At 65.7% G+C, this 13,073-nt stretch carries 14 protein-coding genes and 1 tRNA gene; 11 read left to right on the top strand and 4 right to left on the bottom strand.

Features of this window, described 5'->3' with window-relative positions:
* Positions 1-288 precede the first annotated feature (288 nt).
* Together ACTG4K_RS09730 and ACTG4K_RS09725 are read right to left on the bottom strand one after the other, a co-directional pair.
* Positions 289-1,305, bottom strand: coding sequence for a response regulator (locus ACTG4K_RS09730; protein WP_439113992.1), 1,017 nt, complete (start codon positions 1,303-1,305; stop codon positions 289-291).
* Positions 1,302-4,850 carry a hybrid sensor histidine kinase/response regulator gene (locus ACTG4K_RS09725; protein ID WP_439113991.1) on the bottom strand — a complete coding sequence of 1,183 codons (3,549 nt, stop codon included), beginning with the start codon at positions 4,848-4,850 and terminating at the stop codon, positions 1,302-1,304. The genes ACTG4K_RS09730 and ACTG4K_RS09725 overlap by 4 nt, the downstream gene beginning before the upstream one ends.
* A gap of 146 nt (positions 4,851-4,996) precedes the next feature.
* On the opposite strand from ACTG4K_RS09725, the gene ACTG4K_RS09720 reads away from it, so the two are divergent.
* From ACTG4K_RS09720 to ACTG4K_RS09670, 11 genes are all read left to right on the top strand, one after another.
* Positions 4,997-5,863: an SHOCT domain-containing protein gene (locus tag ACTG4K_RS09720; RefSeq protein WP_439113990.1), complete on the top strand. Its 867-nt coding sequence runs from the start codon at positions 4,997-4,999 to the stop codon at positions 5,861-5,863.
* Positions 5,864-5,937: 74 nt separating this feature from the next.
* Entirely contained in the window at positions 5,938-6,240 is a 303-nt protein-coding gene (locus ACTG4K_RS09715) for an urease subunit gamma (RefSeq protein ID WP_439113989.1), read from the top strand.
* Between the two features lie 146 nt (positions 6,241-6,386).
* Complete coding sequence (locus tag ACTG4K_RS09710; protein ID WP_439113988.1) at positions 6,387-6,560, top strand: hypothetical protein; 174 nt, start codon at positions 6,387-6,389, stop codon at positions 6,558-6,560.
* Positions 6,557-6,862 (top strand): urease subunit beta, encoded by a 306-nt coding sequence (locus ACTG4K_RS09705; RefSeq protein ID WP_439113987.1) that lies wholly within the window; start codon positions 6,557-6,559, stop codon positions 6,860-6,862. Before ACTG4K_RS09710 ends, ACTG4K_RS09705 begins: the two co-directional genes overlap by 4 nt.
* Complete coding sequence (ureC, locus tag ACTG4K_RS09700) at positions 6,862-8,580, top strand: urease subunit alpha (protein ID WP_439113986.1); 1,719 nt, start codon at positions 6,862-6,864, stop codon at positions 8,578-8,580. The genes ACTG4K_RS09705 and ureC overlap by 1 nt, the downstream gene beginning before the upstream one ends.
* Before the next feature lie 21 nt (positions 8,581-8,601).
* Positions 8,602-9,183, top strand: a complete 582-nt coding sequence (gene ureE, locus ACTG4K_RS09695; RefSeq protein ID WP_439113985.1) for an urease accessory protein UreE — start codon at positions 8,602-8,604, stop codon at positions 9,181-9,183.
* Positions 9,170-9,886, top strand: coding sequence for an urease accessory protein UreF (locus ACTG4K_RS09690; protein ID WP_439113984.1), 717 nt, complete (start codon positions 9,170-9,172; stop codon positions 9,884-9,886). Before ureE ends, ACTG4K_RS09690 begins: the two co-directional genes overlap by 14 nt.
* Positions 9,887-9,905: 19 nt before the next feature.
* On the top strand, positions 9,906-10,586 hold the full coding sequence (gene ureG / locus ACTG4K_RS09685; RefSeq protein ID WP_439113983.1) for an urease accessory protein UreG: 681 nt from the start codon (positions 9,906-9,908) through the stop codon (positions 10,584-10,586).
* 49 nt (positions 10,587-10,635) lie between these two features.
* Positions 10,636-10,723, top strand: a tRNA-Ser gene (locus tag ACTG4K_RS09680).
* Positions 10,724-10,817: 94 nt separating this feature from the next.
* Entirely contained in the window at positions 10,818-11,297 is a 480-nt protein-coding gene (locus ACTG4K_RS09675) for a hypothetical protein (protein WP_439113982.1), read from the top strand.
* 51 nt (positions 11,298-11,348) lie between these two features.
* Positions 11,349-11,690, top strand: coding sequence for a single-stranded DNA-binding protein (locus tag ACTG4K_RS09670; RefSeq protein WP_439113981.1), 342 nt, complete (start codon positions 11,349-11,351; stop codon positions 11,688-11,690).
* Positions 11,691-12,023: 333 nt separating this feature from the next.
* On the opposite strand, the gene ACTG4K_RS09665 is transcribed toward ACTG4K_RS09670, so the two are convergent.
* Both ACTG4K_RS09665 and ACTG4K_RS09660 read right to left on the bottom strand, forming a co-directional pair.
* Positions 12,024-12,554, bottom strand: a complete 531-nt coding sequence (locus ACTG4K_RS09665; RefSeq protein WP_439113980.1) for a flavodoxin family protein — start codon at positions 12,552-12,554, stop codon at positions 12,024-12,026.
* A 63-nt stretch (positions 12,555-12,617) separates the two neighbouring features.
* Positions 12,618-12,866, bottom strand: coding sequence for a lipoyl domain-containing protein (locus ACTG4K_RS09660; protein WP_439113979.1), 249 nt, complete (start codon positions 12,864-12,866; stop codon positions 12,618-12,620).
* Between the last annotated feature and the right edge of the window lie 207 nt (positions 12,867-13,073).

The following is a 13,073-nucleotide window of genomic DNA, read 5'->3' as shown; positions in this document are numbered from 1 at the left end:
CCAGGGGTTCTAAAAAACATCCAGTTGAGGGGGTGACTCTGGCCGCCGAACCCCGTTTCGGGCGGTTCACAGCGGACAACTGGATGCTAGGGAGAACCCTGATCGGCGTCTGTACGCCGGGTGGCGTATGCGGGGGCGTATGCCGCCGCCAAAGCACCAGGGGCTGACCAACGGCCAGCGCCTTTGGAAAGATGTCCTGGTCGCGGACCGGCTTGCTGATGAACAAAATCGCCCGCATCGTGCGGTGTGTCGCTCGCGCACGAGAAGGGTAAGCGTCCAGCCGTCCAGTCACCCCCGCGGCTGCAGCAGCGGCACCCGGTTGATGGCCATGGCAGCGGCGGCGGTACGGGTTTCCACACCGAGCTTGGCGTAAATGCGTTCCAGGTGCTTCTTCACGGTGGCGGGGCTGGAGCCCAGGATGTCGCCGATGTCGCGGTTGATCTTGCCTTTGGCCACCCAATACAACACCTCGGCTTCGCGGGCGGTGAGCGCAAAGGCTTGGGCCATGGCTTCGAGCACGCTGGCGTCGGAGGTTTCTTGCATGACGATGAGCCAGTCGCCGCCCTCGCCGGGGGTTTCGCTGGCTTCGCCGTCTTGGTCGCCCACTTGCTGGTGCAGGCGAAAGGTGAGGCGGCGCGGGCCGTTTTCCAGGGTCAGGCGGGGGGGTTCGCGCTGGGCTTGCGCTTCGCCCAGGTGGCGGCGCAGCCACTGCACCACGGCGGGCGGCGTCTGCGGGGCTTCGGTGCCGCAGTAGCGCTGCAGCAGGTCGCGCGCCAGTGGGGTTTGCCACATCAGGCGCCCGTCGCGTTCGCGCACGGTGATGGTGGCGTAGCCAAAGGCATCAAGCGCGTTGCGCGCCTGGCTGCGCTCCACCGCGCCCTGGCGCACATGGCGTGCGGTGCGCAGGTGCACGCCCATGCGGGCCATCACCTCGCGCGGCTTGATGGGCTTGGTCACGTAGTCGGCGCCGCCGGCGTCGAGCGCGGCCACGAGGTGCTCGGTCTCGGTCAGACCGGTCATGAAGATGATGGGGATGTGGGCCGTGGCGGGTTGGGCCTTGAGGCGGCGGGCCACCTCGAAGCCGTCCAGGCCGGGCATGACGGCGTCGAGCAACACCACGTCGGGCAGGGCCTGGGTGGCGCGGCGAATGGCGGCCTCGCCGTCGAGCGCCACCAGCACGGTGTAGCCGGCTTCGTCCAGCGCGTCGTGCAGCGGCGCCACGTTGTCGGGCACGTCGTCCACGATGAGGACCACCAGGGCGTCGCTCAGGGTGGTGGGGTGTTCGGTGCGCGGGCGGGGGTTCATGGTGCAGGCATCTGTTTGGCGGTGGCGCTGTGGTCCAGCAGGCGCTGTTCGATCACTTCAAAGCGAAACTCGCGCGCCAGGGTGCGCAGGCTTTGGGCGAAGTCGGCCTGTTCGGGGCGCTGGCGCGCCCAGTCGTCGAGCCAGGTGACGATGCCTTTGTAGTAGCCCAGGCGCACCAGCTCCAACAAAGGCGCCAGTTCGGTGGGCGTGCTGCTGGTAGGCGCCGGGGTCGCCACCGCAGCCGGTGAAGCGGGTTCGGCGCTGAGCCACTGCAGGGACAGTCGCTGACCGAGCCAGGCCAGCAGGTCTTCGCGCCGCACGGGTTTCACAAAAAAGTCTTGCGCCCGGTGACCCAGATCGTTGTCGAGCCCTTTGTCAAACGCATTGGCCGACACGATGGCCAGCGGCACACCACCCCAGCCCAGCGCGCGCAGGCGGCGCACGGTTTCCCAGCCGTCGATGCCGGGCATGGCGAGGTCCATAAAGATGGCGTGGGGTGCCGTTGGATCAGCGGGTTGCAGGCCGTCGAGCAGGCGCAAGGCGTCGAGCCCGCTGGTGGCAAGCATCACGTCAAAACCCAGCGGAGCCAGCCAGCGCTGCAGCAGTTCGCGGTCGGCCTCTTCGTTGTCCACCACCAGCAAGCGCAGCCGCTCGCCGGTGTAGCCGGTCACGGCCGGTGCATGGGCAGCGCGTTGCAGCGCCACACCATGCAGTTCGGGCAAAAACAGCCGCACCGTGAACACGGTACCCACGCCAGGCGTGCTGCGCACGGTCATCTCGCCGCCCATGAGGTCGGTGAGCATTTTGGCAATGGTCAGGCCCAGACCGGTGCCGGCGCTGGGTGCCACGGCAGCGGCTTCGCCCTGGGCCCGGGCAAAGGGCTCAAACACGCGCTCCAGGTCGGCGGCGGCCATGCCGGGGCCGGTGTCGTGCACATCAAACTGCGCCATTTCCCGCGCATGCACCACGCGCAGCCGCACCTGGCCCACGCGGGTGAATTTGACGGCATTGCCCAGCAGGTTGATGAGGATCTGGCGCAGGCGTTTTTCATCGGCGCGCACGGCGTCGGGCAAGCGGCTGCCGCTCTCAAACGTGAACTGCAAGCCTTTGGCTGCGGCCTGCAGTTCAAACATGCTGGCCACTTCGCGCAGGGTGTCGGCAAAGGCCATGGGTTTCACGTCAAGCGCGAGCTTGCCGGACTCGATGCGTGCGATGTCGAGCGTGCCTTCTATGAGCGAGAGCAGGTGCTCGCCGCCCCGGTGGATGACGCGGATAGCCTGCGCGCGGTGGGGCGCCATGCCCGTGTCTTCCTGCAACAGTTGGGCATAGCCCAGGATGCTGTTGAGCGGTGTGCGCAGCTCGTGGCTGATGGTGCTGATGTAGCGAGTCTTGGCCTGGTTGGCCTGTTCGGCGGCACGTCGGGCCTGCTGCAAGGCTTCGTCGGTCTTGCGGTGCGAGTCGATTTCTTGCATGAGCAAGCGGGTTTGCCGGTTGGACTCTTCTTGCGCCACTTCGCGGCTTTTGTGCGCCAGCACCAGCCACCAGGCCACGGTGCCGGCAATGAGCATGAGCACAGCGTACACATGCAAAAAACCAGAGCGCAAAGCGGCATCGAGCAAGCCCGCATCGGCCACGGCCTGCAGCCCCTGGCCCAGGCCCTGCGCCTGCTGCTGATACAGCAAGCCCAACACCGCAGCCAACACCGGCGCCATCACCAGCATGATGAGCAGGTAGTGGGCCAGGCCCGCTTCCAGGTAGGGCCACACCCGCTGCGGCAGCACCGTGCGCAAAGCGCCCTGCCACTGCACCGACAGCCGCGCATGGGGTTTGCAGAGGTCGCCACAGCGGGCATCCAGCGTGCAGCAGAGCGAACAAATGTGACCCTGGTAGGCAGGGCAGTGCGCCATGTCGGGCGCTTCGTATTCGCGCTCACAAATGACGCAGCGCTGGAGGGCGGCAGCGGCAGGGACCGTGGCAGCCGAAGCAAGGGCCGTGGGCGCAGCGCCAGCGCATCTCTGTCTTGCTCCCTCTGCCTCTGGGAGCGGGCAGGGGTGAGGGCAGGCGCCACAAGCCCCATCCGAACCCGAAGTCCGGGCCAAGTAATACCGCCCACCTGTGGCCCAAGCCAGCAGCGGCGAAGCCACCAGCGCCGTGACCATGGCAATCACCGCTGAAAAGGCCTGCGCGCCCGCGCCCATGAGGCCCATGTGGGCCACGATGGACAGCGCCGAGGCCAGCCCCATGGCACCCACGCCCACGGGGTTGATGTCGTACAAATAAGCGCGCTTGAACTCAATGCCCTTGGGGCTCCAGCCCATCGGTTTGTTGATCACGAGGTCGGCCACCACGGCCATGATCCAGGCGATGGCGATGTTGCTGTACAGGCCCAGCACCTCGCCCAAGGCACGGAACACGTTCATCTCCATCAGCATGAAGGCAATGAGCGTGTTGAACACCACCCACACCACGCGCCCGGGGTGGCTGTGGGTGAGACGCGAAAAGAAGTTGCTCCAGGCCAGCGAGCCGGCGTAGGCGTTGGTCACGTTGATCTTGAGCTGCGACACCACCACAAACAGCGCCGTGGCCGCCACCGCCCAGCCATAGTGAGGCAACACGTATTCGTAAGCCGCCAGGTACATCTGGTTGGGGTCCACCGCGCGCTCGGGCGGCACCATGTGGCTGATGGCCAGGTAGGCCAAGAGCGCACCGCCGAGCATTTTCAGCACACCCAGCACCACCCAGCCCGGCCCGCCGGCGAGCACACCGGCCCACCAGCGCAGCGGTTGGCCGGGTGCTTGTGCGGGCATGAAACGCAGGTAGTCGGCCTGCTCGCCCATTTGGGTGATGAGCGCAATGCCCACCGTGAGTGCTGCACCAAACAGGTGCCAATCAAACGCGGCGCCGGCACCCGATTCACCACCGTAGTGCATCACGTTGGCAAACGCACCAGGGTCGAGCATCCACACCGCCACAAAAGGCACCACCATCATCACCAGCCACAGCGGCTGTGTCCACATCTGGAAGCGGCTGATGACCGACACGCCGTGCGTGACCAGCGGAATCACCACCACGGCGCAAATCAGATAGCCCCAGGCGGGCGGTACGCCCAGCGCGAGTTCCAGCGCGTAAGCCATCACCGCCGCTTCCAGCGCAAAAAAGATGAAGGTAAACGAGGCGTAAATGAGCGATGTGATGGTGGAGCCGATGTAGCCAAAACCCGCACCGCGGGTGAGCAAGTCCATGTCTACCCCGTAGCGCGCGGCGTACACGCTGATGGGCAGGCCTGCCATGAAGATGATGAGCCCGGTGGCCAAAATGGCCCAGAACGCGTTGATGAAGCCGTATTGCACCAGCAAGGTGGCGCCCAGCGCTTCCAAAATGAGAAACGAGGCCGCACCGAACGCGGTGTTGGCCACGCGCCATTCGCTCCATTTGCGAAAGCGCTGCGGCGTATAGCGCAGCGCGTAGTCTTCCATGGTTTCGCTGCCCACCCAGTGGTTGTAGTCGCGGCGCACGCGGGTGATGCGCTGCGGTGCATCGCCCATGGGGTCTACTTTATGGAATTGAACGGGCTCGGGCTTCACCCGCCAACTTGTGCAGCATTCGTGCCACGGGGGATTGAACCTCTGCGAAACTTGCTCGCTGTGTTTCGAATCTTCACGCCCTACGCCCCAAGTCAGGACAACCCAGCATGCGCCAACTCTCCCCCTCGGGTCAGCAGACCCTCAACGACATCGCCCAACGCCACGGCTTCAGCTTCGACGCCATCCTGTCCATGCTGGAGTCTGTGGTCCACGGCAACGGCAGCATGGCCCAGTTCAACCACCCCGAATTCAGCGGATCGGGCCAGTGGATGCGCGGCGGCATGACGATGGTGTCGGACATGTTCAACAACCACCTGAAAGGCCGGGTGGACAACCTGTGCAGCGAACTCGCCAACCTGATCGCCAACCAGCCCGACTTGCTGCGCAGCGGCAGCTTTCAAAGCCAGCGCCAAGGCAGCGGCAACGACCCCTGGAACCAGCAGACCCAGACCACCATGGCAGGCGACGACCTGCACAGCCCGGGCGAAACCGCCTGGGGCCAGAACGGCCAGTCTGACAGCCTGTTCGTGCCGCCCGCCCCCGGCACCAGCGGCGACTGGTGGCCCGCCGACCTGCGCTGGCCCAACAGCACCGGCGCCCAAAACAACGTGCGCTACGCCTACTTTGCGCAGGCTCGGCGACTGGCCATTGAGGTGCACGGTTCCGTCACGGTATACGACACACTGGACCACCAGATTGGCGGCTTTTCCCAGCAACAGTCGGGCGGGGGAAGCCTGTCTTTTTCGAGCCAGTACGGCCTGCTGGATGTGGCCAGCCTGCCCGTGGTGACGCGCGATGGCATGGCCGCGCCAGCCCCTGCGCCGGGTCAAGGCGCCACGCCCTACCCGCCCACCGAGCCGGGTTCGCCCGACATTTTTGCCGCCATCGAGCGCCTGGCCGGCCTGCACGCCAAGGGAGTGTTGACCGACGCCGAATACAGCAGCAAAAAGGCCGAGTTGCTGGCCCGCCTGTGACGCCTTGGGCCTGATGGGGGGCGCAAGGGCACGGAATTTGCTGAGCACATGCACCCTTGAATACCCGACAAGCCATGGAACTCACCCCTCGCGAAAAAGACAAGCTGCTGATCTTCACCGCCGCCTTGCTGGCCGAGCGGCGCCGCGCCCGAGGCCTGAAGCTGAACTACCCTGAGTCTGTGGCGCTGATTTCAGCCGCTGTGATGGAAGGCGCCCGCGACGGCAAAACCGTGGCCCAGCTGATGAGCGAGGGCCGCACCGTGCTGACGCGCGACGACGTGATGGACGGCATTGCCGAGATGATTCCCGACATCCAGGTCGAAGCCACCTTCCCGGACGGCACCAAACTGGTGACCGTGCACCAGCCGATACCGTGACACCCCCCGCGCCGCAAGGCTTGACCCACCCCCGCCGCGCTGCGCGCGACCCCCTCAAGGGGGCGATGCGAGTGGCCCGGCAAAGCCGGTTTCACCGCATCCTGGGTTAACGCCCCCTTCTCCGATCCAATTTTTGGAACACCCGAATGAAATCCCGCTCACTGCTCGCTCTCGTGTCTTCCCTCGTTGCTCTCCCCGCCCTCGCCCACGACGGTCACGGCCTGTTCGGTTCGCACTGGCATGCCACCGATGCGCTGGGTTTTGTGGGGGTGGGCTTATTGATCGCGCTGGCCGTGTGGCTGTCGAAAGGCGGCAAATGAACCCGGGTGAACTGCTGGTGGAGCCGGGCGAGCACGCGCTCAACCCCGGGCGGCGCACGCTCACGCTGGTGGTGCAGAACACGGCCGACCGACCGATCCAGGTGGGCTCGCACTACCACTTTGCCGAGACCAATGGCGCGCTCGGCTTTGATCGCGCGGCGGCACAGGGCATGCGCCTGAACATCGCCAGCGGCACGGCCGTGCGCTTCGAGCCGGGGCAACAACGCACCGTGGAGCTGGTGGACTATGCGGGCGAGCGCGTGGTGATCGGCTTTCGCGGCCTGACCCAAGGAGCCGTGTGATGGCCCACATTTCTCGCAGCGCCTACGCCGACATGTACGGCCCCACCGTGGGCGACCGTGTGCGCCTGGCCGACACCGGCCTGATCGTCGAGGTGGAGCAAGACTTCACGCTACGCGCCGGTGGCTACGGCGAAGAAGCCAAGTTTGGCGGCGGCAAGACCATTCGCGACGGCATGGCACAAAGCCAGCGCACCCGCGAACAAGGCGCGGTGGACACGGTGCTGACCAACGCCCTCATCATCGACCACTGGGGCATCGTCAAGGCCGACATTGGCCTCAAGGGCGGGCACATCGTGGCCATCGGCAAGTCGGGCAACCCCGACACCATGCCGGGCGTGGACATCATCATTGGCCCCGGCACCGAAATCATCAGCTGCGAGGGCAGCATCGTCACCGCCGGTGGCATCGACAGCCACATCCACTTCATCTGCCCGCAGCAGGTGGACGAAGCCCTGGCATCCGGCATCACCACCATGCTCGGCGGCGGCACGGGACCTGCCACCGGCACCTTTGCCACCACCTGCACGCCGGGCCCCTGGCACATTGAACGCATGCTGCAAGCCGCCGACGGCCTGCCCATGAACCTGGGCTTTCTGGGCAAGGGCAACGCCAGCCGGCCCGAACCGCTGCGCGAGCAGATCAACGCCGGCGTGATCGGCCTGAAGCTGCACGAAGACTGGGGCACCACACCCAGCGCCATCAGCAACTGCCTAGACGTGGCCGAAGAAACCGACACCCAGGTGGCCATCCACAGCGACACGCTCAACGAGTCGGGCTTTGTGGAGGACACCATTGCCGCCACCAAAGGCCGCACGCTGTGCGCCTTCCACACCGAAGGCGCGGGCGGCGGCCACGCGCCCGACATTTTGCGGGTGGTGGGTGAGGCCAACTTCCTGCCGTCCAGCACCAACCCCACCATGCCCTACACGGTGAACACGCTCGACGAGCATGTGGACATGCTCATGGTGTGCCACCACCTGGACGCGTCCATCCCCGAAGATCTGGCCTTTGCCGAAAGCCGCATCCGCCGCGAAACCATTGCCGCCGAAGACATCCTGCACGACATGGGCGCCATCAGCATCATGAGCAGCGACAGCCAGGCCATGGGCCGGGTGGGCGAGGTGATTCTGCGCACCTGGCAGTCGGCGGACAAGATGAAAAGCCAGCGCGGTTCGTTGACAGAAGACAGCAGCCGCAACGACAACTTCCGCGTCAAGCGCTACATCGCCAAATACACCATCAACCCGGCCATTGCGCACGGCATGGCGCACACCATCGGCTCGCTGGAAGTGGGCAAATGGGCCGACCTGGTGGTGTGGAAGCCCGCGTTCTTTGGCGTCAAGCCTGCGCTGGTCTTGAAGGGCGGCAGCATCGCGCTGGCCGCCATGGGCGACCCCAACGCCTCCATACCGACCCCCCAGCCCGTGCACTACCGGCCCATGTTTGGCGCCCTGGGCGGCGCCTTGGCCAAGGGCAGCCTCACCTTTGTGTCGCAGGCCGGTTTGGCCGCCGGCATTGGCGCGCGCTTTGGCCTGCAAAAAAACCTGGTCGCCGTGAAAGGCTGCCGCAGCGTCACCAAGTCCAGCATGGTGCACAACAGCGCCCTGCCCCACATGGAGATTGACCCCCAGCGCTACACCGTGCGGGCCGACGGCGTGCTGCTCACCTGCGAGCCTGCCAGCAGGCTCTCGCTGGCCCAACGGTACTTTCTTTTTTAATTGATTTAGGCCCGTCTTTTCATGCTTCAAGCATCCAAACTCATTCCCCAAGGCGAAGGCCTGGCCCCCGTGTTGCTGCGCCGCGCTGCCCACCTGGAGCTGGACTGGGATGTGCGCCAGAAAAGCCGTTTTGACGCCACCGCCTCTGACGAGCGCCACGTGGGTGTGTTTTTGCCACGGGGCACCGTGGTGCGTGGGGGCGACGTGCTGGTGACGCAAGACGGCTCGCTGCTGCGCGTGGTGGCCGCCCCGCAAGCGGTGCTGAAAATCACCCCCTGCGCCAGCCACGGCAGCCCGTTTGACCTGACCCGCGCCGCCTACCACCTGGGCAACCGGCATGTGCCCATTGAACTCCAGCCCGACCACCTGAAGATCGAACCCGACCACGTGCTGGCCGATATGCTGCGCGCCATGCACCTCACGGTTGTGGAAGTGCGCGAACCCTTCGAGCCCGAGGGCGGCGCCTACACACACCACGCTGGCGGGCATGCGCACCACCACGGGCACGGGCACTTGGATGAGCACCCGCACGAGGCGGCCACTGCAGCCGCTCACGAACACGGCCACGGCCTCAGCCACCCCTGCGGCCATGCACACGGCTGAGCCCGCGGGCACAGCGCGCCCCGCCTCGGGCCTGCTGCACATTTTGTGGCTGGCCTCGCCCACGCTGCCTGTAGGCGGTTTTTCGTATTCCGAAGGCCTGGAGGCCGCCGTGGAAGCCGGCCTGGTAAGCCACGAAGCCAGCGCCGCGCAGTGGCTCATGGACCAACTGCACCTGGGCTTGGCCCGCACCGACCTGGCTGTGGTGGCCCAAGCCCTTCCCGCCTGGCAGCGGGGCGACCTAGCGCGCATCACCGAACTGAATCAGTGGGTGTTGCACACCCGCGAAACCCACGAATTCCGGTTGCAAACCGAACAAATGGGCCGCTCACTGTTGGAATGGGCGCGCAACCTGGGTGCGCTGGGCGACGGCGTTTTTGAGCAGTTGCAAAGCGCCGCCCTGAACCCGCCCACCTACCCCGTGGCCATGGCCTGCGCGGCCGCGCAGAGCCATGCCAACCAGCGCGACAGCCTGCTGGGCTACGCCTTTGGCTGGGCTGAAAACATGGTGCAGGCGGCCATCAAGTCGGTGCCGCTGGGCCAAAGCGCGGGCCAGCGCATGCTGGCGCGGCTGGCGCAAGAAATACCCGCAGCGGTCGACCACGCCATCGCCCTGCCCGACCACGCCCGCCAGGCATTCACGCCCATGCTGGCCATTTTGTCGGCCCGCCACGAGACCCAGTATTCGCGCCTGTTCCGTTCTTGACCTGCCCCACATACACCCGATGACCGCTCTGCACCACATTCCCCACCGCACCAAACACCTGCCCCCCCTGCGCGTGGGCATCGGCGGCCCGGTGGGCTCCGGAAAAACCACCCTGCTGGAGATGCTCTGCAAAGCCATGCGCGAGCGCTACGACCTGATCGCCATCACCAACGACATCTACACCAAAGAAGACCAGCGCCTTCTCACCGTGAGCGGCGCGCTCTCGGCCGACCGCATCATGGGCGTGGAAACTGGCGGCTGCCCGCACACCGCCATCCGCGAAGACTGCTCCATCAACCTCGAAGCCATTGACCGCATGTTGGGCGAACACCCCAACGCGGACATCGTGTTTGTGGAGAGCGGTGGCGACAACCTGGCCGCTACCTTCAGCCCCGAACTGAGCGACCTCACCATTTACGTGATCGACGTGGCCGCAGGCGAAAAGATCCCGCGCAAGGGCGGGCCCGGCATCACCAAGAGCGACCTGTTCGTCATCAACAAAACCGACCTGGCCCCCCACGTGGGCGCCGACCTGGAAGTGATGAAAGCCGACACCGCCCGCATGCGCCCGGACAGCGCGCGCCGCCCCTGGGTGATGACCAACCTGAAAACACAGGCCGGCGTGGCCGAGGTGGTGCGCTTCATTGAAACCCGGGGCATGCTGAGCGCCACAGCCCAGACAGAAGCCAGCGCGCTGTAACAGGGCCGGCTCCATCAGGCTAAAATACGTGCCTTGTGCAGCCGCATCCGGAGACTTGGGTGAGCGGTTTAAACCAGCAGTCTTGAAAACTGCCGACCCGCAAGGGTCCGTGAGTTCGAATCTCACAGTCTCCGCCACCTGCACAGGCAACCAGCGGCTTCCAAGCCGCTTTTTTGTTGCCGCTGCACCCAACACAGCTTGCGCTCAGCCAGCCCCATACGCTCAGCCTCCATGACCACCGACACCCCCGACGAGCCCATTCACGAAGCCCGCTTGTGGAGCGACGGCGCCTGGACGGCGCGCGTGATCAACAACGATGACGACGACGGCTGGGCCGTGGCGATGTACCTGGATGGCGAGGCTGAGCCGGCGCTGGTGGGGCCCTGGACCATGGGGCGCGACAAGAAAAACCCCAAACCGCTGGACACCGCCGCGTTCAACACGCTGGTGAAAACGGCCAAGGAGGTGATCCGCCGCTCTGAGCAGCAGCGCCACGCAGAGCTGAACAAGAACGTGACCGTGACGGTGAACGGCAGCCGTGTGCGGGTGGCGCTGGCCATCGTGCCCGACGAAGAAGGCGCCACCGCCAGCCTGACGGCGTTGGACGCGTTCGATGAAGCACTCGGCCACGTACCGGTGCCGCCCAGCTTCAAGCTGACGCTGGACAGCGCGCAAGCCTGGGTGGCTTCCGGCTACGAGCGGCCGCGCTGAAACGCCACAGCACGACCGTTGGCCCCAACCTACCCCACCGAAAGCACCGACATGATTGATGGTTTGATTGCAGGCCGCCTGATGGGCGACGCCTCGCGGCGCACAGACAAGATGGGGCGCGGGTACACCGTGGCCCGGGTGCTGGCGCGCAACAAGGCGGACGAGGAGTTCATCGTCAATGTGATCGCGTTTGGCGATGCCGCCTGCGCAGCGCTGCTGGCGCTGGCCGATGGCGATGCGCTGAGCCTGACGGGCTCACTCACGCCCAAGGTGTGGACAGACAAACAGGGCATTACCCGCCCCAGCCTGGACTTGGTGGCCACGCAGGTGCTGACGGCCTTTGACGTGAGCCGCAAGCAAGCAGCCCTGGGCGCGGGCGACCAACTCGACTGAGCCCATGGACACCGCGCGCAGGGCGACACCACCGTTCATCTGGCGCCGTTGACATGGTGGTTTTTTGCCAACGCAGCACCGCCATTGAGCACGCTCAATGGCCACCCTCCCGGCAGCCGCATCATGAAAACAAGCGGTGGCAATGGAATGTGAGTCCCGTCGCCAACGGTCAGTTGGGGATTCCCCGCGAGGGGGGTTACCGTGGTGTTCCTGACACCGTGGGGGGATGAAGGCACCCTCAGACCGGCATGGCCCTCACAGGCCATGCCGGGGGCCTTCACCGGGACCCGTCATCCATCGCGGTTGACGGGCTTTTTTTTGATTTGGTGGCTTTCAGCCGAGCGGCGTGGCGGTGTCTGGACTGCGATCGGGGCCGTCCTGCAGCAGCGTCCAGCGCTTGAGCTCACCCACAAAGCGGGTCACCGCCAGGGCATGCTGGCGCCGTTCCACCTGCTGCTGTGTCAGGGCAAGCCGCGCTACCAGCGGGTGGCCCCACAGCAGTTCCATGTGGTCCATCACCCGGTTGTGACCCGAACCGCCGTAGGTACAAAAAACGGCCAACTGTTCGCAGCTGCGTCCATACCGGCGCAAAAAACTGCGCACCGGGCTGGACATGTTCCAGAACCATACCGGTGTGCCCACGATGACGAGGTCGTAGTCCTGCGGGCGGCATGGGTCCAACTCAATCGGTGGCTGGGCACCGAGCAGCGCCTCCAGCGCGCTGCGCACATACCCGGAGATGCCGGTGCGCAGGGTGGGCTCGTGAATACACGCCAGATCGGCCCGGCAGCGCCGCGCAATCTGCTGCGCCAGGAAGGCCGTGTGTCCACTGCGGGAAAAATAAACCACCAAGATGCGCTTCATGAAATGCCTCCTTGCCCCACCACACCACACCAATACACCACCCCAGCCAGCGCCTTAAGCCTGTCAAAGCGGCACCAGGTACGCCAGCACGGCACTGTGCCCAATGGGCTCGCCCTGGCCCACCAAGATCTGCTCCATCACGCCCGCGTGCGGGGCGGTAATGTCCAGCGTCTGGTGCAGCAAGCGAGCCTGCGCCAGCAGCTGCCCGGCGCTCACCTGCTCGCCCTCAGACACCACCCAGCGGTGCAGCCAGGCCTGGTCACCGGCCTCTACCGACTCCCACAGCCGGGGGTCCAACACCACTGCGTGCATAACCACTCCTGTAGATGCAGCGCCAGCGCACCGCCTTGAAACACCACATTCCCATCGCTTGTTGGCCATTGTGTCTGCGCCACCGGTGTTGCAAGGCGCCGTGCGGCATGCCCCGTTGAGCCTGCTCAAGCCATGCCCATGAAACCCCGGGCCGTGCGCCGCCGCAGCCCCACCCAGGGTTTTCGCTCAGGCACTACAGTTCAATAT

The sequence above is a fragment of the Hydrogenophaga sp. genome, from assembly GCF_965657535.1.
Lineage (GTDB): Bacteria > Pseudomonadota > Gammaproteobacteria > Burkholderiales > Burkholderiaceae_C > Hydrogenophaga.
Note: the sequence above shows the minus strand (reverse complement) of the source record. Positions and strands in the feature narration are given on the sequence as shown.

What these genes read in the sequence shown, in the direction of transcription:
- ACTG4K_RS09730 (WP_439113992.1), bottom strand. Translation starts at nt 1,305, where the DNA reads ATGAACCCCCGCCCGCGCACCGAACACCCCACCACCCTGAGCGACGCC.
- ACTG4K_RS09725 (WP_439113991.1), bottom strand. Translation starts at nt 4,850, where the DNA reads ATGGGCGATGCACCGCAGCGCATCACCCGCGTGCGCCGCGACTACAAC.
- ACTG4K_RS09720 (WP_439113990.1), top strand. Translation starts at nt 4,997, where the DNA reads ATGCGCCAACTCTCCCCCTCGGGTCAGCAGACCCTCAACGACATCGCC.
- ACTG4K_RS09715 (WP_439113989.1), top strand. Translation starts at nt 5,938, where the DNA reads ATGGAACTCACCCCTCGCGAAAAAGACAAGCTGCTGATCTTCACCGCC.
- ACTG4K_RS09710 (WP_439113988.1), top strand. Translation starts at nt 6,387, where the DNA reads ATGAAATCCCGCTCACTGCTCGCTCTCGTGTCTTCCCTCGTTGCTCTC.
- ACTG4K_RS09705 (WP_439113987.1), top strand. Translation starts at nt 6,557, where the DNA reads ATGAACCCGGGTGAACTGCTGGTGGAGCCGGGCGAGCACGCGCTCAAC.
- ureC (WP_439113986.1), top strand. Translation starts at nt 6,862, where the DNA reads ATGGCCCACATTTCTCGCAGCGCCTACGCCGACATGTACGGCCCCACC.
- ureE (WP_439113985.1), top strand. Translation starts at nt 8,602, where the DNA reads ATGCTTCAAGCATCCAAACTCATTCCCCAAGGCGAAGGCCTGGCCCCC.
- ACTG4K_RS09690 (WP_439113984.1), top strand. Translation starts at nt 9,170, where the DNA reads ATGCACACGGCTGAGCCCGCGGGCACAGCGCGCCCCGCCTCGGGCCTG.
- ureG (WP_439113983.1), top strand. Translation starts at nt 9,906, where the DNA reads ATGACCGCTCTGCACCACATTCCCCACCGCACCAAACACCTGCCCCCC.
- ACTG4K_RS09675 (WP_439113982.1), top strand. Translation starts at nt 10,818, where the DNA reads ATGACCACCGACACCCCCGACGAGCCCATTCACGAAGCCCGCTTGTGG.
- ACTG4K_RS09670 (WP_439113981.1), top strand. Translation starts at nt 11,349, where the DNA reads ATGATTGATGGTTTGATTGCAGGCCGCCTGATGGGCGACGCCTCGCGG.
- ACTG4K_RS09665 (WP_439113980.1), bottom strand. Translation starts at nt 12,554, where the DNA reads ATGAAGCGCATCTTGGTGGTTTATTTTTCCCGCAGTGGACACACGGCC.
- ACTG4K_RS09660 (WP_439113979.1), bottom strand. Translation starts at nt 12,866, where the DNA reads ATGCACGCAGTGGTGTTGGACCCCCGGCTGTGGGAGTCGGTAGAGGCC.